Below are 17,977 nucleotides of genomic sequence, written 5' to 3' on the forward strand. Positions count from 1 at the left end.
CCCCCGCGTGCCCACCGTCGAGACCGTCCGTGGCCCCGTCGACACCGCCGAGCTCGGCGCGACGCTCATGCACGAGCACGTCTTCGTGCTCGCCACCGAGCACGTGCAGAACTACGGCACCGGCGCCTGGTGGGACGAGGAGGAACGCGTCGCTGACGCGGTCGAGAAGCTCAACGAGCTCAAGGGCCTGGGCATCGACACGATCGTCGACCCGACCGTGTGGGGGCTGGGCCGCTACATCCCGCGCGTGCAGCGGGTCGCCGAGCAGACCGACGTCAACATCATCGTGGCGACCGGGCTGTACACGTACGACGAGATCCCGCACCAGTACGAGTACCGGGGCCCCGGTCTGCTGGTCGACGTCCCCGAGGACCCGATGGTCACCGACTTCACCGGCGACATCCGCGACGGCATCGCGGGCACCGGGGTCAAGGCGGCGTTCCTCAAGTGCGTGGTCGAGGCCAAGGGCCTGACCCCGGGCGTCGAGCGCAACCTGCGCGCCTGCTCGGCCACGCACCGCGCCACCGGGGCGCCGATCACGGTGCACACGTCGTCGCACAACCAGGCAGGGCTGCTGGCCCTGAAGGTGTTCCGCGACGAAAACGTCGACCTCACCAAGGTGGTCATCGGCCACGCCGGGGACAGCAACGACCTCGACTACCTGACCGAGCTCGCCGACGCCGGCTGCCTGCTCGGCATGGATCGGTTCGGGCTGGACATCTTCAACCCGACGGCCGACCGGGTCGGCACCATCGTCGCGCTGGCCGAGCGCGGCTACGCCGACCGGATGGTGCTCGCCCACGACGCCAGCTGCTACATCGACTACTTCCCGGGTCCGGACGGCGTCGCGGCGAAGGAGCGGATCGCGCCGAACTGGAACTACCGGCACATCAGCCAGGACGTGCTGCCCATGCTCCGCGAGCGCGGGGTGACCGAGGAGCAGATCCGGCAGATGCTGGTGGACACGCCGCGCCGCTACTTCGAGTAGCGCGCGACCCGGCCCCGCTGCCAGGCGGCCGGAGTACGGTGACCCCTTCGCGAGGGGGGTGTCGATGCCTGTCTTCATGATCGAGCGGCGCTTCGCCGACGAGCTGGACGTCAGCAAGGAGGACGCCGACGGCATCAACCGGATCAACGACGACGAGGGCGTGCGCTGGCTGTACTCGTTCCTCTCGGCCGACAAGCGCAAGACGTACTGCCTGTACGAGGCGCCGTCGGCGGACGCGATCCGGCGCGCGGCGGAGCGCGCCGGGCTGCCCGCCGACGTGATCGTCGAGATGACCGGGACGATGCAGCCGGACTCAACCCTCGTCCCGCTCTAGGTTCGGCCGGCGTCAGTCCAGCAGCCGGTGCAGGACGGCGAACCGCGCCGCCTGGGTGCGGTTCCCCGAGCCCGTCTTCGCCAGGATGCTGCGCACGTGGTTGGCGGCGGTGTTCTCGCTGATGAACAGCCGCTCGGCGATCTCGCGGTTGAGCATCCCGTCCGCCAGCAGCCGGAGCACCTCGGTCTCCCGCGCGGTCAGCCCGGCGGGGCCGGCCGGCCGCGGCTCCGGCTCCGCCTGCACCAGGTCCAGCACCCGGCGCAGGCCGAGCGGCTCGGCCAGGGCGCGCGCCTCGGCCACGACGGCGTCCAGCCGGGCGCCGCGCACCCCGGACCGGCGCAGGTGCCGGGCGAGCGCGACGAGGGTGTACGCCCGGTGCAGCGGCGCCGCCATCCGCTCGTCGAGGTCCAGCGCCGCCGCGAACAGCGCCTCGGCGCCCCCGGTGCCCAGGAGTGACTCCACGGCGCCGCGGTAGCGGTCGGCCGCGCCGAACACCGCGACGAACTGGCCGGCCACCAGGTTGAGCCCGGCGTACTCGTCGAGCATCGGCCGCAGGGTCCGGGCCGCCGGTTCGTCGCCGAGCCGCAGCGCCGCCTCGACCGCGAACACGAGCACGGCGGGCCACTGCGCCGACTCCTGGAAGCGGCCGAGCCGGCCGTCGAGCAGCCAGTGCAGCACCCGGGCCGCCGGCCGGTCGAGGCCGAGCTCGGTGTAGAGCGCGAGCAGCCCGGGTGCCCAGTGGTCCTGCGGCCGTTCCTCACCGGTGATCAGCGGGCGGATCTTCTCCAGGGCGCCGGACTCGCGCCGGACCATGAAGCTCTGCACCGCCGAGACGCCCTCGGTGTCGTCGCTGCCGAACGCCTCGCCGAACTCCAGCAGCTCGTCGCAGGTGCGCTGGGCACCGGTCAGGTCGCCCTCGACGAACTGCAGTGCGTAGCGCATGCAGCCGGCCACGTAGGAGTAGAAGTCCTCGCCGCTGAACCGGCCGGCCCGCAGCAGGTCCTCCTGGGCCTGGGCCAGGCCGCCCGGATCACCGCGCATGTAGCCGATCGCGCCACGGAAGTACGCGGACTGGGCCAGGTACCGCGGCTCGCCGGTGCGCCGGGCCAGCGTCGTGAGCTCCGTGGCCCGCTCGAGCTTGATCGGCATGTCCGCGGGGCGCAGCCCGTTCCACAGCGACGCCTGAAGCGCGTGCGCCAGCAGGTGGTCGTCGTCGGCCGACCGGGCCAGGACGATCGCGTGCTCGCCGACCGTGGCGGCGGCCTCCGTGGCGCCGGTGAAGGCCAGCGCGCGGCCGAGGCTGGCCATGCCGCGGACGCGCAGCGGGTCGGCCGGGTCACCGGTGACGGCGTGCAACCCGTCGGTGAGCAGCTCCACCGCCCGCGCCCCGGGCAGGCCGGGCCGCCACGCGGCGTCCTCGTAGAGGATCGCGGCCTCCAGCCGCTCCCGGGGCCCGGCCGTGCCCGCCACGCGCTCGGCGAGCAGCCGCGCCCGGCCGAAGTCACCGCCCATCAGGTGGCTCCCGGCGGCGGAGTGGAGCAACCGGTCGCGCTCGGCGGGGACGGCGGCGAGCGCGGCCGCCTGCTCGTAGGCGGCGCCGGCGTCCTCGTGCGCCAGGCTGCGGTCGGCGGCCTGCGCGGCCTCGGTCAGGTAGCGCACCGCCTGCTCGGCGAACCCCAGGGCCGCGGCCTGCGCGTAGTGGAACGCCAGCCGCTGGGTGCGTGCCTCCGACGGCGGCGTCGTCGTCTCGAGGACGCCGGCCACGTGCGCGTGCCGCAGTGCCCGCCGCGACGCCGGCATCACCTCGAGCACCGCCTGCCGCGCGAGGGCGTGCACGAACCGGACCCCGCCCCCGACGGGCGCCTCCAGCAAGCCGGAGGCCACCGCGCCGTCGAGGGCGGTCAGCGTCTCCGCGCGCTCGGTGTCGGCCGCGGCGAGCAGGGCGGCGACGTCGACGTCCTCGCCGATGACGGCGGCCAGCTCCAGGGTCCGGCGCTCGACCTCCGGCAGCCGCTCGAGCCGGCTCGCGACGGTGTCGCGGACCGAGAGCGGCGCCCGCAGGTCCACGGGGTGGGCGCCGCGCGCGGAGAGGTCGTGCCAGAGCTCGCGCAGGAAGAACGGGTTGCCCCCGGTCTGGTCCCGCAGCAGCGCCGCGGAGCTGCGCGCCCGCTTCAGCGACAGCCGGCCCTCGGCCAGCAGGAACTCGGCGATGTCCTCGGTGTCCAATCCGGCCAGGTCGAGGCGGCGGACGCCGTCGAGCCGGTAGAGCTGCGCGATCGTGCCGACCAGCGCGCCGGAGCGGTCGGGGGCGGTCGTGCGGTGGGTGCCGAGCACGAGCAGCCGGCACTCCGCCGTCCGCTCGACCAGGTAGGTCAGCAGCTGGAGCGCTGCCGGGCCGGCCCAGTGCAGGTCCTCGAGCGCCAGCACCAGCGGCGCCTCGGCCGCGGCCGCGCGGACCGCGCCGACGACGGCGTCGAACAGCTCTCGCCGGTGCTCGTGGTCGGCGACCGCCGGCTGGCCGGCCAGCGTCCGCAGCCGGTCGGCGTCCCGCTCGGGCAAGGACCGGGCCAGCAGCGCCTCGATCGGCTCGACGAAGGGCTGGTAGGGCGCGCCGAACTCGGCCGCGCAGGTGCCGAGCAGGACGGTCGCGCCGGAGCGGTGCAGCGCCGTCGACACCTCGGCGAGCAGCCGGGACTTGCCGCCGCCGGGCTCGCCGCCGAGGAAGACGACCTGGCGCAGCCCGGCGTCGACCGCCGCCCAGATCTCCTCGAGGGTGGCCTGCTCCGCCCGCCGGCCCACGAAGGTCGGACGCGCCGGATCCGCCCAGCGCGCCGGGAGGGGCGGCACCCAGCCGGACACGGCGGCAGGCTAGCGCCGTCCCTGGAGCCGGGTCGATGACCAGATCTGACCATGCCGGCCGGCCGTGAATTCCGTCCGTTCTGGTCATGTGCGACCGGTCCGCCCGCTCTACCGTCGGCGCCGCTCCGGGTCCCGGAGCGCATCGGAAGGAGCCGACATGGCACTCGCATCACTGGACCTGCTGGCCGGAGAGGTGGGCGGGCGGGTCGTACGGCCGGAGGACGCCGACTACGACGAGGTGCGCCGGGTCCACAACGGCATGATCGACGCTCGCCCCGCGGCGGTGGTGCAGTGCACGAGCAGCGCCGACGTCGCGGCCGTCGTCCGGTACGCGGCCGACACCGGGACGCCGCTGGCCGTGCGCGGCGGCGGGCACAGCGTGCCCGGCTTCGGCACGGCGGACGACGCGATCGTCGCCGACCTCGTGGAGATGCACTCCGTCGAGGTCGATCCCGAGCAGCGGACCGCCAGCGCCGGCGGCGGCACCACCTGGGGGCAGTTCAACGACGCCACGGGGCAGCACGGGCTGGCGACCACCGGCGGTGTCGTCTCCACCACCGGCATCGGGGGGCTGACCCTCGGCGGCGGTATCGGCTACCTCGCCCGCGGCCACGGTCTCTCCTCCGACAACCTGGTGGCCGCCGAGGTGGTCACCGCCGATGGCAGCGTGCGGCTGGCCAGCGAGGACGAGAACGCCGACCTGTTCTGGGCGCTGCGCGGCGGCGGCGGCAACTTCGGCGTCGTCACCCGGTTCACCTACCGGCTGCACCCGGTGACGACGATCCTCGGTGGGCCGATGCTGTTCGATCTCGCCGACGCCCCGGCGCTGCTGGAGTACTTCCGCGAGTTCATCGAGACGGCGCCACGGGAGTACGGCGGCTTCCCGGGGTTCCACCTGGCTCCCCCGCTGGAGTTCATCCCCGCGGAGCGGCACCTCACGCCCGTCATCCTGATCGTGAGCTGCTGGACCGGCGCGCAGCCGGAGGGCGAGCGGATCCTGCAGGGCTTCCGCGACGTCGCCCGGCCGATCGCCGAGCTCGTCGGCCCCATGCCGTACCCGGCCCTGAACAGCGCCTTCGACGCGCTCTACCCGAAGGGCGTGCAGGAGTACTGGAAGTCGGCCTACGTCGAGGAACTGACCGACGAGGCGATCGCCGCGCACATGGAGTACGGCCCGAAGGTGCCGGACGTCAGTTGTGCGGTGCACCTCTACCCGATCAACGGAGCCGTGCACGACGTCCCCGCGGAAGCCACCGCCTTCGGGCACCGGGAGGCGACGTTCGCCACCGTCATCGCCGGCATGTGGGCCGACCCCGCCGCCAACGAGGCGAACACCGGCTGGGTGAGGGACTACTACGCCGGGATCGCGCCCTACTCCGAGCCGGGTGGCTACATCAACTTCCTCGCCGCGGACGACCAGCCCAAGGCGGCCGACAACTACGGCGCCAACTACGCCCGGCTGCGTGAGGTGAAAGGCCGCTACGACCCGGACAACCTGTTCCGCCTGAACCAGAACATCCGCGCCTAGCACCGGGGCGACCGAGGCAACGGCAGCCTTGCCTGCGTTCTGGCGCCGAGAACGCAGGTCAGGCTCCCGTTGCCGACGTCGCCGCGCGTGCAGCGCCACTGAATCCAGTCGCTGCAACCCCGCGCCGGTTCCCTACAGCGCCTGTACCCACAAGCCCCCGCCGCGCTCGCGCGGGTCCGCGGGAACAGGCCCTGACCGACGGCGGTTGTCGGCGGCATGGCCACAGCGACCTGGAACGGCACCGTCATCGCGAAGTCCGACGACATCGTCACCGTCGAGGGCAACGCCTACTTCCCGCGCGACGCGGTGCGCGACGACGTCCTCCGCCCGTCCGAGACCCACACCGTCTGCCCGTGGAAGGGCACCGCCTCCTACTACGACCTCGAGGTCGACGGCCAGGTGAACAAGGACGCGGTGTGGTTCTACCCCGAGCCCAAGGACGCGGCCGAGGAGATCACCGGCCGGGTCGCGTTCTGGCACGGCGTCGAGGTCAGCGCGTAGGGCGGCTGCCGGCGAGCTCGCGGGCAGCGGCGTCCGCCGGGTCCTCGGCGGCGACCAGCTCCTGGTAGACGTCCCACGCCTCGGCCGGGGACATGCCCAGGGCCCGGGCGATCTGGTCCCAGCCGGCGCCGCCGCGCAGCGCCGCCCGCATGCCGGTGAGCCGGCTGTCGTAGGCCTTGCGGCTGACCACCTCGCCCAGCGCGAGCAGCTCGAGGGACTCCTCGACGTCCAGGGAGGTCGCCGCCCCGGAGATGGCGCTCCAGTCGTCCTCGTCGACCTCCGCGACCCTGTTGACCGTGCCCCCGCCGGAGTCGCGGCGGGACAGGAAGTCCAGCCGGGTCGCGGCGGTGGGCAGGGAGAACTCCCGTTCGAGCGCCTCGGGCGTGATGTGCATGGGATCACCCTCCCGCAGGCCGTCGGCGCGGCGCAGCCGCCACGCTTCGGACCCGCTGGTCAGTGAGGCCCGCGCCCCCGAACAGGGCGCGGGCCTCGTGGTCGGTGCGGGTCAGCTGTCGACGCCCACGGCCTCCTTGGCCAGGGCGGCCAGCTGGGTCTGCGCGGCGCCGGCCACGTTCGACCGGTTCTTGTGCGTCTCCTCGTACCGGATGATCACGTTGATGTCGTGCGGCGTCCTGAGCTGCTTGACCGCCTTGATCGCGTCGGGCTGGGACAGCGAGTCGTAGCCCTTGATCGGCAGCTCGTCGGCGGAGACGTCGCCCAGCTGCTCCCGGGCGGCCTTGGCGGCGTCGGCCTCGTCGCGGCGCCCCTCCCGGCGGGCGATCCGCTCGGCGCGGCGCAGTGAGGCGGCCCGACCGGCCGCGAGGGTCTCCCGGACGGCGGAGGTCAGCTGACCGGCCTTGCCGGCCACGTCGCCGAGGCGCTCCCCGGCCTGCTCACGCCGCTGCGCGACGCTGTCGACGGTCTCGTTCACCCGGTTGGCCCAGAAGCGGTACGGCGTGACGGCGGCGTGGGCCATCGACCCGGCGACCCGCTGCAGCGGCGTCGGCTGCAGCGCGGCCGGGCCGCCGAGGGCCTCCTCGGCCAGCACCACGGTCAGCCACTCGACGGTGGCCTCGTGCGCGGTGATCAGCCGCTCGGCGAGCTGGCGGACCTTGGGCAGCTCCGCCTTCTCGGCGAGCACCTTGAGGTAGGTGGCGCGGTCGAGCAGCTGGTGCTCGAGCTGCAGATCCTGCAGCAGCGCCTCCTCCAGCGGCTCGGCCTGCTCGAAGGTGGCCTTCAGCCCGGCCGACAGCCGGCCGAGCGCGGGGCTCACGACGTCGGGCACGCCGCCGAGGGCGCGCAGCTGCTCGGTGATCGCCTGGGTCCGCTCGGCGGCGTGGTCGGCGTTCTGGGTCAGCTCACGCCGGACGGCGTCGGTCCGCGCCTGGGCGATGCGCGTGCGCGCGATCTGCTCCTCGGTCTGCGTCAGCAGCACCAGGGCGCGGAGCTGGTTGGTGATCTTGGCCCGGTCGTTCTTGAGGGCGGGGTTCTCGGTCACTGGGACTCTCCAGACATCGTCTCGACCTGACGTCTGCAGTCCTGCCCCGCGCCCCGGCGGTGCTAACTCCTGCAAGCGAATTGCTAGCAGTGAACTGAGTCACGCCCGCCGGACGACGGCGTACTGGTCGGCGATCCCGAGCACCTCGGCGAGGCTGCGCAGCTCCGCCTCGAACAACGGCTCGGCGTCGCTGAGCGCGAACTTCAGGTGCCCGAAGACCTCCATCGCGACCAGCCCGTAGAGCCGGACCCAGCAGCTCAGGAAGACCCGCACCACCCCGAGCGGCAGCTCCTCGATCGGGAGGTTCGCGCACCACTCGCGCAGCTGGCCGGCCAGCGCCGGATCGATGTCCTCGTCGGCCGGCACCGGGAACGGCCGCTCGGCGTACACCCGCCCGATCAGCGCGGCGAAGATGGCGCCGAAGCGTTCCGCGGCGGCGTGCGCCGGGCTGGTCTCGTCGGCGTGCAGCCGGTCCCCGGACGGGACGACGCCGTCGCCGGCGCTGCCGAACAGCAGCCCGAACTCCTGGTGGTGGGTGATCGCCCACCGGCGGAAGGCGCGGCTGGCGGCCAGCAGCTGCACGGCCGGCACGGCGGGGTCGGCGGCGTCCCGCGCCGCCTCGAGGTGCGCGCACAGCTCGTCGTAGAGGTCGGCGACGACGTGCTCGACGAGGTTCTCCCGGCTGTCGAAGTAGCGGTAGAGCGCCGGCGCGGTCATGCCCATCTCGCGGGCGATCGCCCGCAGCGCGAAGCCCTCGCCGCCCTGCTCGACCAACACGCGACGGGCGGTCTCCTTGATCTCGCGGACCGTGTCGGCGCGCACGCGGTCGCGGCGGCTGACCGGCTCCACCGGCATGGCATCTGTCATGACCCGCGCGTCCTCGCTTGACTTCGGTGAACACCGTATGCAGAGTTAGCGCCGTTCGCTAACACCGTTCACTTCGGTGATCGACACTAACACGGGAGACGCCATGTTCGAGGCCCTCGGGCGAGTGATGTACCGGCGCCGCCGCTGGGTGGTCGTGCTGGGACTGGTCCTCGTCGCGACCGCCGCCGTCTGGGGCACCGGCGTCTTCGGCCGGCTGACCGGCGCCGGCTTCGAGGACCCCGGCAGCGAGAGCTCGAAGGCCGCCGAGGTGGCCGCCGCCGAGCTCGGCCGCGACGCCGCCGACATCGTCGTCCTCTACTCCAGCGCCGACCTGACCGTCGACGACCCGGCCTTCGCCGACGCCGTCGCGCAGACCCTGGACGCACTGCCGGCCGCCGAGGTCGCCCGCACGACGACCTTCTGGTCCACCGGCGCCGCGCCGCTGGTGAGCGAGGACCGGCACAGCACCTACGCCGTCCTCACGCTCACCGACGACGGGTACGCGGCCGGGCTGCGCGACGATCTCGACGCCCCCGGCCTGACCACGCAGGTGGGCGGGAACGCGGTGATCAACGAGGACATCAACGACCGGGTGAGCGCCGACATCGCGCGCGCCGAGTCGATCTCGATGCCGGTCCTGCTGGTGCTGCTCGTGGTCATCTTCGGCAGCCTGGCCGCGGCCAGCCTGCCGCTGGCGATCGGCGGGACGGCGATCCTCGGCTCGTTCGCCGCGCTGCGCGCCTTCACGAGCGTCACCGACGTCTCGGTCTTCGCGGTCAACGTGGTCACGATCATGGGGCTGGGGCTGGCGATCGACTACGGGCTGTTCGTGGTCAGCCGGTTCCGCGAGGAGATCCGCCGGCAGCCGACCGTCGAGGACGCCCTGGCCCGCACGATGGCCACCGCCGGCCGCACCGTGGCGGTGTCCGCGCTGACCGTCGCGATCTCGCTGGCCGGGCTGCTGATCTTCCCCCAGGTGTTCCTGCGCTCGATGGGCTTCGGCGGGATGAGCGCGGTGCTCATCGCGATGCTGGCGGCGCTGACCCTGCTCCCGGCGCTGCTCGGGATGCTGGGGCCGCGCGTCGACGCCCTGTCGGTGCGCCCGCTCTTCCGGCGGCTGTTCCGGCGGCCGGCCCCGGTCGCCACCACCGAGGCGCACGGCGCCTGGTACCGGATCGCCCGCGCGGTGATGCGCCGTCCCCTCGCCATCAGCGTCGCCGTGGTCGCGGTGCTGATCGGGCTGGCGCTGCCGTTCCTGAACGTGCAGTTCGGTGGCATCGACGTCCGCGTGCTGCCGGCCGGCACGGAGAGCCGCGTCGTCACCGAGACGATCGAGCGCGACTTCCCGCAGTCGGCGAACGGGCCGATCGAGGTGATCGTGACGCTGCCCGAGGCGGTCGACTCCCCGGAAGGCGGGCAGGCGCTGCAGGCCTACGTCGACGACGTCGCCGCCGTCCCCGGGGTGGACGGCGCGCAGGTGACCGGCGCGGCCGGCAGCACCGCCCGCGTGGCCGTCTCCTACGGCGGTGACCCGGTGGACGCCGAGGCCCGCGCCCTGGTCGGCGACATCCGGCAGGTGCCGGCGCCGGACGGCGGGCAGGCGCTGGTCGGCGGGCAGAGCGCGGTGCTCACCGACCTGCTCGACAGCCTCGGCTCGCTGCTGCCGTGGATGGCGCTCATGGTCGTCGCGACGACGTTCGTGCTGCTGTTCCTGGCCTTCGGCTCGGTCGTGCTGCCGCTCAAGGCGCTGGTGATGAACGTGCTGTCGATCGGCGCCTCGTTCGGCGCGCTGGTCTGGATCTTCCAGGACGGGCACCTCTCCGGGCTGCTCGGCTTCGAGCCGACCGGGTTCATCGAGGCGACCCAGCCGATCCTCGTGCTGGCGATCGTCTTCGGGCTCTCGATGGACTACGAGGTGTTCCTGATGTCGCGGATCCGGGAGCAGTACGACCTGACCGGCGACAACACGAGGGCGGTCGCCACGGGGCTGCAGCGCACCGGCGGCATCATCACGAGCGCCGCGCTGCTGCTGATCATCGTGATCGCGGCGTTCTCCCTCTCCGGGATCACGTTCATCAAGATGATCGGCGTCGCGATGCTGATCGCGATCGTGGTCGACGCGACCATCGTCCGGACGCTGCTGGTGCCCGCGACGATGCGGCTGCTGGGCGACGCGAACTGGTACGCGCCCGGCCCGCTGCGCCGGCTCTACGCCCGCTACGGCATCCGCGAGTCCGACGAGGTACCCGCGCCGCCCCAGCCGAAGGCACCCGCGCTGGTCTGACCGAGTGGAGTGGCTCGGGAGCGGTTTCCGCTCCCGAGCCACTCCACTTCCTGCGCGCCGGTGCCACCCTTCGGCCATGACCGGGCACCGGCGCCTGGCGAGGGCGGCCACCGTCGTGCTGCTCGCGCTGCCCGGCTGCACCGCGCCCGAACCGCCCGCGGCGCAGCCCGCCCCGGCGACCGCGGCGCCCCCGCCCACCACGCGGCCGCGCCCCGCGGACGGTGGTCCGCAGCTGGTCCTCCGCGCCGCCGTCGACCTCTCCCCCGCGCTCCCCGGCCGCCCCGCCCGCGTGGCCTCCGCGGTCGCGGCCCCGGACGGCGGCGCGTACGTCGTCCTGCTGCCGGCCGACGGCACGGGCGCGCCGGCGCTGGCCACCGTCGACGGCGGCGGCACGCTGGTCCGCGCGGTGCCCGTGCCCCCGCTGGCGCAGGTGTTCGGCGTGCACCTGCTGCCCACAGGCGAGGTGCTCGTCGCCGGGCAGTTCCCGCGGCCGGCCCGGGACTACGGGTTCGCCGCCGTCGACCCGGCCACCGGCGCGGCCCGCACCGTCGTCGTCGTCCCGTTCGAGGAGGGCACCGCCTTCTCCTTCGGCCGCTCGGCGCTGTCGGCCGACGGCGCGGCGCTCTACCTGTTCGTGGCGACCGCGGTCGACGACCGCAACCTCGACCTGCTCGTCGCGGTCGATCCGCGCACCGGCGCCTTCCTCGGCGGGCGGGACCTGCTCGAAGAGGTGCGCGCGGTCTCCGCCAACCCGGTCGGCGCCTACTCCGGCGGGCTCCTGGCGCGCCCCGACGGCGGCGTCACGCTGGCCTTCGACGCGTGGGCGGCCGACACGTTCGCCGGGCCGGACCCGGCGCTGCTCAGCTACGACGCCGCGCTGGAACCGGTGGGCGAGCCGGTGCGGCTGCCGATCGCCGACGCCCGGGCCGACCTCCAGGCCGCGGCCCTCGGCCCCGACGGCACCGTCTACCTCACCGTCCAGCCCCCGAACGGCGACCTGCTCACCGCGGTCCGGGACGGCGGCGTCACCGACGTGCTCGACATCGGCGGGCACGCCTACGACGACGCCGTGGTCGTGGACCCCGCGGGCTGGGCGCTGCTCCCGGCCCGCGGCGGCGCCCGGGCCGTCGACCTGGCCACCGGCGCCGTCGGCCGGCTCGACGTCGGCTGCCCCTCGGCCGGGCCGGTGCTCGATGTCCTCGCGGGCGCCGGTCCGTCCCGCGCGCTGCTGCTCGGGCAGTGCGACGTCCCCGCGCCGGGCACGCCGATGCTCTGGCTGGCCGGGGCCTGAACCCCGGCGCGGGCCGCCCCCGCGGTGCTACACCTGACGTCATGATCGGGCACCGGCTGGCCGGGGTCGCGCTCGCCGGGCTGGTGCTCGCGACGCTGACCGGCTGCCCCGCGGCCGAGGACCGGGCGCCCGACGAGCCGACGCCGGCCTCCGCCAGCGGCCCGGCCCCGGAGCCGTCGCGCGCCCCGGCCACCGACGCCACCGTGGACCTGCCGGCCTACGGCGGCCCGCCTCCGGGGGCTCCGGCGTCGGCCGGCCCGCTGACCACGCTCCGGGCGACCGTCGATCTGACCGCCGCGACGCCCACGGTGTTCTCCGTGCCCCGCGCGGCCGCGGCCACCCCCGACGGGCGGGTGCTCGTCGCGGTCAGCCCGGTCGACCGCTCCGCGCCCTGGCTGGCCACCGTCGCCCCCGCCGGCGACGGGTTCGCCGTCACCGGCGCGGTGCGGCTCCCCCCGTTCACCGACGTGGCCGACCTGCACGTGCTGCCCGACGGCCGGGCCGCCGTCGTCGGCGAGCTGGGTCCGGTGGACGACGCCGGCGGCGGCTACGGCGTCGCGGTGGTCGACCCGGACACCGGCGCCGCCCGGACGACGGTCGCCGTGCGGTTCGAGCCGGAGCGGGTGATCCCCTTCGGCCACTCGGCGGTGTCGGCGGACGGTTCCCGGGTGTACCTGTTCGTCACCGCGATCGGCCGGCGGCAGGACTTCCCCGAGCAGCTGGTCGCCGTCGACACCGGGACCGGCCAGGTCGTCGGCCGGCGGGCGGTCACCGACGACGTCGCCCGGGTGTCGGTGTTCCCTGCCCGGTTCGAGGCCGCGGCGCTGGTGGCCCGGCCCGGGGGCGGGGTGACGCTGGTGCTCGACGCGTCGCCGGTGGCGGCCCGGCTGGAGCGGATCCCGACCCTGCTGCCGTTCGGTCCCGACCTGACCCCGGACGGCGAACCGGTGCGGCTGACCGATCTCGCCGAGGGCGCCGAGACCCAGGCGGTCACCGCCGGCGCCGACGGCACCGTGTTCGTCGTCGTGGAGGTGCGCGAGGACGTGTGGGTGCTCGCGGTGCCCGACGGCGGCGGCGCGGGGCCGGTGCTGGCCGAGCTGTCCGACCCGGCGCACGACTACGCGCTCGCGGTGGAGCCCGCGCAGGAGTGGGCGCTGCTGCCCGCGCTCGGCGGCATTCGCGCGGTCGACCTGCGCACCCGCGAGCAGCCGGCGCCGCTCGACCTCGGCTGCGCCGGGGGGCTGCACGTCCGCGGGATCGTGGACGGGGCGGGCGGTGCGGCGGTGTTCGGCGAGTGCGGTGCCGTCGCCCAGCGGACGGCGTTGCTCTGGCTGGCCGGCCCGTGAAAGGGGCGCTGGCCGCGGCCGCGGTGGCCGGCTGCCTGCTGGCGTCGGCCTGCACCGCGGAGCGGAGCCGCACGCCCGAGCCGACCCCGTCGCCGCCGTCGTCCCAGGAGGCGCTGCCCGGCCGGCCGACCGACGCCTCGACCGGGCTGCCCGCGTACGCCGGCCCGCCGGTGGACGCGCCGCCCAGCGCCGGCCCGCTGACCACGCTGCGCGCTGCGGTCGACCTGAGCCCGGCCACACCCGGGCCGTTCTGGCGGGCCCGCTCGGCGGCGGCCGCGGCGGACGGCGGCGCCTACGTGGTCCTGGACAAGGAGGGCGACGGGCGGCCGCAGCGGCTGGCGACGGTGAGCCCCGCCGGCGACGGCTTCGCGGTGACCGCCTCCGTGCCGATCCCGCGGGTCGACAACGTGGTGGGCACCCACCTGCTGCCGGACGGGACGGTGGCGGTGGCCGGGCGGCTGCCGTCGTCCGCCCTGGGGTTCGAGGTGGTCACCCCGGCGACCGGCGAGGTCCGCACCGTGCCGGTCGTGCCCGCCGAGCGCGGCACCGTCTCGGCGGACGCCCGCTCGGCGCTGTCCCCCGACGGCCGCACGCTGTACCTGGTCAGCACCGTCGAGACCGGCGCGGGCATCCGCGAGACGCTCGCCGCCGTCGACGCCGCCACCGGCCGGGTGCTCACCGAGCGGGACCTCGCCGACGACGTCGCGGCGGCCTCGGCCTTCCCCCTCGCCCGGCAGCTCGCCGGCCTGGTCGCCCGGCCGGCCGGCGGCGTGACGCTGGTCTTCGACGCCTCCCCCACCGACGTCCCCCAGCAGCGGATCCCGACGCTGCTGGCCTACGACGCCGGGCTGGTGCCGGCCGGCGACCCGGTGCGGGTGACCAGCCTGGCCGAGCGCGCCGAGACCCAGGCGGTCGCGGTCGCAGCGGACGGCACCGTCTTCCTGGTCGTCGCCGTGCCCGACGGCGCGTGGATCCTCGCGGTGCCCGACGGCGGCGGCGCCGGTCCGGTGCTCGTGCAGCTCGAGGACCGCGTCTTCGACTACACGCTGTCGGTCGAGGCGGCGCAGGTCTGGGCGCTGCTTCCGGCCGCGGAGGGGGCGCGGGCGGTGGACCTGCGGACCGGGGAGGTGCGCGGGCCGCTGGACGTGGGCTGCGCCTCCCGCCCCGACGTCCGGTCGATCGTGCCGGGCCCGCAGGGGGCGGTGCTGATCGGGCAGTGCAACGTGCGCAGCGCCTGGGTGCAGATGCTCTGGCTCGCCGCCCCCTGACGCCGGACTGACAGGCGCGGCACAGGACGGCGGCGCACACTCGCAGGTCCGAGCCCCGAGGAGGACCCGTGCGCATCTCGCTGTTCGGCCTCGTCTACCTGGCCATCGGCCTCGTCGTCGCCCTGACCAACGGCTACAACAGCGTGGCCGGCCTGTCCGAGATCCTGTCGCTGATCGTCGCGGTCATCCTGTGGCCGCTGGTGCTCTTCGGCGTGAACCTGCACCTTCCGGCGATCAGCACCTAGCCGAGGGAGTCCAGCAGCCGGTCCAGGAACGGCAGCTGCCCCTTGACCAGCTTCTCCCGCGCCTCCTCGACGCCGACCCAGGCCGCGCGGTCGATCTCCGGGAACTCCTGCATGCGCCCCGACCTCGGCGGCCACTCGAGCAGGAACGTGTTGCTGTGCGAGGCGTCGGCGTCGAGGTCGCCCTCGGCCGCCCAGATCGTGAGCACCTTGCCGCTGGTCTTCACCTCGCCGAGCGGCGTGAACTCCGTCGCGGGCACCGGCGAGCCGAGCTCCTCCTCGAACTCCCGCTGGGCGACGGCGAACGGGTCCTCGGCGTCCTCGTACTCGCCCTTCGGGATCGACCAGCCGCCGGCGTCCTTCTTCGCCCAGAACGGCCCGCCCATGTGCCCGATGAGCACCTCGACGCCGTCCGCCGCCCGCCGGTACAGCAGCACGCCCGCGCTCGTCCTCGCCATCCCGCCTCCCTGTGGGGCCAAAATGGCCACTTTGGCCCTACAGGTGGGTGAGTGCCTCCTCGAGGGCGAGGACGTCGGCGTACTTGGCGTCGAGGTCGGCGAGGTTGTTCTCGTGCAGCGCGTCGGACCGGTCGGCGCAGGCCTCGCGCACCACCTGCGGGCGGAAGCCGGAGTTGAGCGCGTCCATCGCCGAGGCGCGCACGCACCCGGACGTCGAGACGCCGGCGAGCACCAGCGTGTCGACGCCCAGGGTGTGCAGGGTCGCGGCCAGCGGCGTGCCGAAGAACGCCGACGCGTACTGCTTCACCACCACCGGCTCCCACGGCTCGGGCTTGAGCACCAACTCGCCCCAGCCGCCGGGCGCGCCCTCGGCGAAGCAGGCCAGCGCGGGCACCTTCTGCACGAACAGCCCGCCGTCGGCCAGCCCGGCCGCGTAGCGAACCGCCGTCCAGAGCACGGGGTGCCCACCGGCCCGGGCCGCCGTCACCAGGGCGTCGGCCGCCGCGACCGCCGGCCCCGGCGCGGGGAGCTCGAACGGCCCGCCCGGGTCGGTGTAGGCGCGGACCAGGTCGATGACGAGCACCGCCGGCCGCGTCCCCCAGCCGACCCGGCCGGTGAACGGCGTCCCGTGCGGGCCCATCAGACCCAGACCGGCCGCTTCGGCGCCGGCAGCCCGGTCTCCTCCTCGCAGCGGGCCAGCAGCTCCTCGATCGGCGGCCCCATGTCGAACACCGGCAGATCGGCCGGCCGGCCGGCGCGCAGCCGCTCCCGCAGCGCCCGGGTCGCCTCGTCGTCCACCGTGCCGTCGCCGGTGACGACGACGCCGTAGCGCCGCGCGCCGTCGGCCGTGACCAGCCCGCGCCGCACCTCCAGCGCGACGAGGCCCGGGTCGCGCTCCAGCGGGTCGCCCCACCCGCCGCCGCCCCAGGTGACGAAGTGCAGGACGTCGCCCGGGAACACCCGCACGCCGTGGATCTTGCTCGGCAGCACCTCGCGGATGCCGTCGGCGCGGTCGATCCACTTGCGCCCGCGCGCGCCGGGGTGGCCGCCGTTGACGCCCCAGGGATAGGTCAGCCACCGGTCGTCGTGGATGGCGATCTCGCCGGGCTCCTCGAAGACGTAGGCGACGTCGACGCCGTTGCCGCCGCGGTGCAGGCCCGGCCCGCCGGTGTCGGCGACGGTCTCCCACGTCTCGATCCGCAGCGGGTAGTACGACTCCAGGTACTCGCAGGGGATGTTGACGAAGCTCGGCCACAGCGAGTGGCCGTCCGGGCCGTCGCCGAGCGGCCGGCCGGGGATGCCGCCGAACCCGATCGAGTACAGCTGGAACCACTCCCCCTTCCGCTCGCCGGAGGAGTAGAAGCCCGAGTACATGAAGTGCGGCGAGGAGGAGAAGCCGGCCGCGTTGAGCAGCGCCGGGTTGGTCTGCCCGAGCAGCCCGCCGAACAGGTCGAACACCCGGCCGATGCCGTGGTTGCGGCCGTTGAGCGCGGCCGGGAACTTCGGCTTCCAGTACGAGCCGTCGGGGATCGTGACGTCGACCAGCGGGTAGAAGCCGTCGTTCCAGAGGATCTGCGGATCGGCCACGGTGATCATGTAGATGCCGAAGAACATCCGGGCCAGGTTCTCGTTCAGGTAGTAGTTCACCGGCCCGATCGCCTGCGGCGAGGAGCCGGTGAAGTCCAGGTGCACCTTGTCGCCGGTCCGGGTCAGGGACAGCTTCAGCTCGTAGGGGCCGTTGCCGACGCCGTCGTCGCAGATGTAGTCGGTGAACGAGAGGGTGCGGCCCTCCTCGAACACCATCTGCAGCAGCACCTTCATCGCGTCGTAGTTGCGCTGCAGCAGCGCGTCGAGCGCCGACAGGTAGGTGGCGGTGCCGAACCGCTCGCACATCTCGACCACCCGCCGGGAGGCGGTGCGGCAGGCGGCGACCAGGCCGTTGAGGTCGGCGCGGTTCCAGTCGGGCTTGCGGACCTGGTTGAGGATGATCCGCAGCGCGTCGCCGTTGAGCTCGCCCTTGCGGTAGAGCTTGAACGGCGGGATGACCACGCCCTCCTCGTAGATCGTCTGCGCGTCGGTCGGCATGGACGACGGCGTCTTGCCGCCGACGTCGCTCATGTGCCCGAACATCGACGCCCAGCCGACCACCCGGCCCTCGTGGAAGATCGGCAGCACCAGCAGCCAGTCGTTGGCGTGGCTGATCGCGGCCCCGCACGAGTAGGGGTCCGACGTCAGCAGGACGTCGCCCTCCTCGATGGTGTCCTCGAAGCCGTCGAGGAAGTCGGGGATGGACAGGCCGAACTGGCCGACGACCATCTTGCCGCTCGGGTCGCCGATCAGCGGGAACTCGTCGTGCTGCTCGCGGATGCCCGGCGAGAGCGCGGTCCGGAACAGCACCTCGTCCATCTCGTAGCGGGCGTTGCGCAGCCCGTTCTCGATGAGGTCGAGGGTGACCGGGTCGACGTCGACCGACTCGATCGCGCCGGTCGCGGTCTCGATGATCCGTGCCATGT

The 17,977-nt window shown here is 74.3% G+C and carries 16 protein-coding genes; 9 read left to right on the forward strand and 7 right to left on the reverse strand.

Going from position 1 to position 17,977, the window contains the following annotated elements:
• Positions 1-7 precede the first annotated feature (7 nt).
• Positions 8-988: a phosphotriesterase family protein gene (locus AB3388_RS19235; protein ID WP_495406923.1), complete on the forward strand. Its 981-nt coding sequence runs from the start codon at positions 8-10 to the stop codon at positions 986-988.
• Positions 989-1,052: 64 nt separating this feature from the next.
• Positions 1,053-1,322: a DUF4242 domain-containing protein gene (locus AB3388_RS19240; protein ID WP_495406924.1), complete on the forward strand. Its 270-nt coding sequence runs from the start codon at positions 1,053-1,055 to the stop codon at positions 1,320-1,322.
• A gap of 12 nt (positions 1,323-1,334) precedes the next feature.
• On the opposite strand, the gene AB3388_RS19245 is transcribed toward AB3388_RS19240, so the two are convergent.
• Positions 1,335-4,181, reverse strand: coding sequence for a helix-turn-helix transcriptional regulator (locus AB3388_RS19245; RefSeq protein ID WP_495406925.1), 2,847 nt, complete (start codon positions 4,179-4,181; stop codon positions 1,335-1,337).
• Positions 4,182-4,338: 157 nt separating this feature from the next.
• On the opposite strand from AB3388_RS19245, the gene AB3388_RS19250 reads away from it, so the two are divergent.
• Both AB3388_RS19250 and AB3388_RS19255 read left to right on the forward strand, forming a co-directional pair.
• Entirely contained in the window at positions 4,339-5,709 is a 1,371-nt protein-coding gene (locus AB3388_RS19250; protein ID WP_495406926.1) for an FAD-binding oxidoreductase, read from the forward strand.
• A 216-nt stretch (positions 5,710-5,925) separates the two neighbouring features.
• The gene (locus AB3388_RS19255) at positions 5,926-6,210 is read left to right on the forward strand and encodes a DUF427 domain-containing protein (protein WP_495406927.1); all 285 of its coding nucleotides are present in this window, start codon (positions 5,926-5,928) and stop codon (positions 6,208-6,210) included.
• Here the strand turns inward: AB3388_RS19255 and AB3388_RS19260 are convergent.
• From AB3388_RS19260 to AB3388_RS19270, 3 genes are all read right to left on the reverse strand, one after another.
• The gene (locus tag AB3388_RS19260; RefSeq protein ID WP_495406928.1) at positions 6,200-6,604 is read right to left on the reverse strand and encodes a hypothetical protein; all 405 of its coding nucleotides are present in this window, start codon (positions 6,602-6,604) and stop codon (positions 6,200-6,202) included. The genes AB3388_RS19255 and AB3388_RS19260 overlap by 11 nt on opposite strands.
• A gap of 111 nt (positions 6,605-6,715) precedes the next feature.
• Complete coding sequence (locus AB3388_RS19265) at positions 6,716-7,708, reverse strand: ferritin-like domain-containing protein (RefSeq protein WP_495406929.1); 993 nt, start codon at positions 7,706-7,708, stop codon at positions 6,716-6,718.
• Between the two features lie 99 nt (positions 7,709-7,807).
• Positions 7,808-8,575 carry a TetR/AcrR family transcriptional regulator gene (locus tag AB3388_RS19270; RefSeq protein ID WP_495406930.1) on the reverse strand — a complete coding sequence of 256 codons (768 nt, stop codon included), beginning with the start codon at positions 8,573-8,575 and terminating at the stop codon, positions 7,808-7,810.
• Positions 8,576-8,651: 76 nt separating this feature from the next.
• Between AB3388_RS19270 and AB3388_RS19275 the strand changes: the two genes are divergently transcribed.
• From AB3388_RS19275 to AB3388_RS19295, 5 genes are all read left to right on the forward strand, one after another.
• Complete coding sequence (locus AB3388_RS19275; RefSeq protein WP_495406931.1) at positions 8,652-10,859, forward strand: MMPL family transporter; 2,208 nt, start codon at positions 8,652-8,654, stop codon at positions 10,857-10,859.
• A gap of 76 nt (positions 10,860-10,935) precedes the next feature.
• Positions 10,936-12,150: an NHL repeat-containing protein gene (locus AB3388_RS19280; RefSeq protein WP_495406932.1), complete on the forward strand. Its 1,215-nt coding sequence runs from the start codon at positions 10,936-10,938 to the stop codon at positions 12,148-12,150.
• Between the two features lie 41 nt (positions 12,151-12,191).
• Positions 12,192-13,496 (forward strand): TolB-like translocation protein, encoded by a 1,305-nt coding sequence (locus AB3388_RS19285; protein ID WP_495406933.1) that lies wholly within the window; start codon positions 12,192-12,194, stop codon positions 13,494-13,496.
• Positions 13,493-14,764 carry a hypothetical protein gene (locus AB3388_RS19290; RefSeq protein ID WP_495406934.1) on the forward strand — a complete coding sequence of 424 codons (1,272 nt, stop codon included), beginning with the start codon at positions 13,493-13,495 and terminating at the stop codon, positions 14,762-14,764. Before AB3388_RS19285 ends, AB3388_RS19290 begins: the two co-directional genes overlap by 4 nt.
• A gap of 68 nt (positions 14,765-14,832) precedes the next feature.
• Positions 14,833-15,009, forward strand: coding sequence for a hypothetical protein (locus tag AB3388_RS19295; protein WP_495406935.1), 177 nt, complete (start codon positions 14,833-14,835; stop codon positions 15,007-15,009).
• On the opposite strand, the gene AB3388_RS19300 is transcribed toward AB3388_RS19295, so the two are convergent.
• From AB3388_RS19300 to AB3388_RS19310, 3 genes are read right to left on the reverse strand one after another with little or no spacing between them, the layout of a single operon-like run.
• Positions 15,006-15,464, reverse strand: a complete 459-nt coding sequence (locus AB3388_RS19300; protein WP_495406936.1) for an NUDIX hydrolase — start codon at positions 15,462-15,464, stop codon at positions 15,006-15,008. The genes AB3388_RS19295 and AB3388_RS19300 overlap by 4 nt on opposite strands.
• A 37-nt stretch (positions 15,465-15,501) precedes the next feature.
• Complete coding sequence (locus AB3388_RS19305; protein WP_495406937.1) at positions 15,502-16,104, reverse strand: isochorismatase family protein; 603 nt, start codon at positions 16,102-16,104, stop codon at positions 15,502-15,504.
• The gene (locus AB3388_RS19310; protein ID WP_495406938.1) at positions 16,104-17,975 is read right to left on the reverse strand and encodes a hydantoinase B/oxoprolinase family protein; all 1,872 of its coding nucleotides are present in this window, start codon (positions 17,973-17,975) and stop codon (positions 16,104-16,106) included. The genes AB3388_RS19305 and AB3388_RS19310 overlap by 1 nt, the downstream gene beginning before the upstream one ends.
• Between the last annotated feature and the right edge of the window lie 2 nt (positions 17,976-17,977).

This window comes from Geodermatophilus sp. SMS 5-13 (genome assembly GCF_059428245.1).

Bases quoted from the DNA above. Each gene is read 5' to 3' on its own strand.
- AB3388_RS19310 (WP_495406938.1), bottom strand. From the start codon at position 17,975: ATGGCACGGATCATCGAGACCGCGACCGGCGCGATCGAGTCGGTCGAC.
- AB3388_RS19270 (WP_495406930.1), bottom strand. From the start codon at position 8,575: ATGACAGATGCCATGCCGGTGGAGCCGGTCAGCCGCCGCGACCGCGTG.
- AB3388_RS19285 (WP_495406933.1), top strand. From the start codon at position 12,192: ATGATCGGGCACCGGCTGGCCGGGGTCGCGCTCGCCGGGCTGGTGCTC.
- AB3388_RS19305 (WP_495406937.1), bottom strand. From the start codon at position 16,104: ATGGGCCCGCACGGGACGCCGTTCACCGGCCGGGTCGGCTGGGGGACG.
- AB3388_RS19255 (WP_495406927.1), top strand. From the start codon at position 5,926: ATGGCCACAGCGACCTGGAACGGCACCGTCATCGCGAAGTCCGACGAC.
- AB3388_RS19240 (WP_495406924.1), top strand. From the start codon at position 1,053: ATGCCTGTCTTCATGATCGAGCGGCGCTTCGCCGACGAGCTGGACGTC.
- AB3388_RS19280 (WP_495406932.1), top strand. From the start codon at position 10,936: ATGACCGGGCACCGGCGCCTGGCGAGGGCGGCCACCGTCGTGCTGCTC.
- AB3388_RS19250 (WP_495406926.1), top strand. From the start codon at position 4,339: ATGGCACTCGCATCACTGGACCTGCTGGCCGGAGAGGTGGGCGGGCGG.
- AB3388_RS19260 (WP_495406928.1), bottom strand. From the start codon at position 6,604: ATGCACATCACGCCCGAGGCGCTCGAACGGGAGTTCTCCCTGCCCACC.
- AB3388_RS19300 (WP_495406936.1), bottom strand. From the start codon at position 15,464: ATGGCGAGGACGAGCGCGGGCGTGCTGCTGTACCGGCGGGCGGCGGAC.